This is a genomic window from Flavobacterium silvaticum (assembly GCF_012911565.1).
Lineage (GTDB): Bacteria > Bacteroidota > Bacteroidia > Flavobacteriales > Flavobacteriaceae > Flavobacterium > Flavobacterium silvaticum.
In genome coordinates this window covers 1-572 of the sequence record NZ_JAAMPU010000062.1, presented here as the reverse complement: position 1 = coordinate 572, position 572 = coordinate 1, and the positions used below count along the sequence as shown (strand labels likewise).

The window sequence follows — 572 nt, the reverse complement described above, 5'->3', positions numbered from 1 at the left end:
GTAACGTTTTGCCGGTAAAAGAAGGCGCGGCCTTAAATGATAGTTGTCTCGGCTGGACGTAAATTTACTGAAAAAATGAATGGTTCAACGACCTGGAAGCAGCGCTTTTTTTTACCGGCGGTTACCTGCCGTTTCTTATTCAATTTGGCAATCATCTATTTTATTTTTGATTTGAATGAGATTTTCTTTTGTATCTATCTCAAAATTTTTAAGATAAATTATGCTTCCATCATTCCAACCTTGAACTCGTTCAATTTTATTTATGTTGATCAAGTGTTCGTATCCACTTTTGTCTTTAATTAAAATATATTTCATCACTTAAATTGTTTCGTAGCTTTTTATCAATTTGACAACTTCGTCTAAACTGATTTTAGTTTTAATTTCGCCATTAACTGTCATAATATAAGCAGTATTATTTTTTCCTTTGACGCTGACAATTTTATCAATATCGATAACTTGATCATAGCCTGAGTCATCTTTTAATCTAATAATTTTCATAAGTTTTTATTTTATCTTTTTTAAATACTTAAATGCTGCTTAAAGCGATTTTTTCTGAAATGGCAGGTAACGTT

Annotated in this window: 2 protein-coding genes; both read right to left on the bottom strand. The window is 30.4% G+C overall.

Going from position 1 to position 572, the window contains the following annotated elements; translation table 11 throughout:
- Nucleotides 1-135: 135 nt before the first annotated feature.
- The gene (locus tag G6047_RS00230; protein ID WP_169525293.1) at nucleotides 136-315 is read right to left on the bottom strand and encodes a hypothetical protein; all 180 of its coding nucleotides are present in this window, start codon (nucleotides 313-315) and stop codon (nucleotides 136-138) included.
- Between the two features lie 3 nt (nucleotides 316-318).
- Nucleotides 319-498, bottom strand: coding sequence for a hypothetical protein (locus G6047_RS00225; protein ID WP_169525291.1), 180 nt, complete (start codon nucleotides 496-498; stop codon nucleotides 319-321).
- Nucleotides 499-572: the final 74 nt, after the last annotated feature.

Coding starts and splice junctions, on each gene's coding strand:
- G6047_RS00230 (WP_169525293.1), bottom strand. CDS start 315: ATGAAATATATTTTAATTAAAGACAAAAGTGGATACGAACACTTGATC.
- G6047_RS00225 (WP_169525291.1), bottom strand. CDS start 498: ATGAAAATTATTAGATTAAAAGATGACTCAGGCTATGATCAAGTTATC.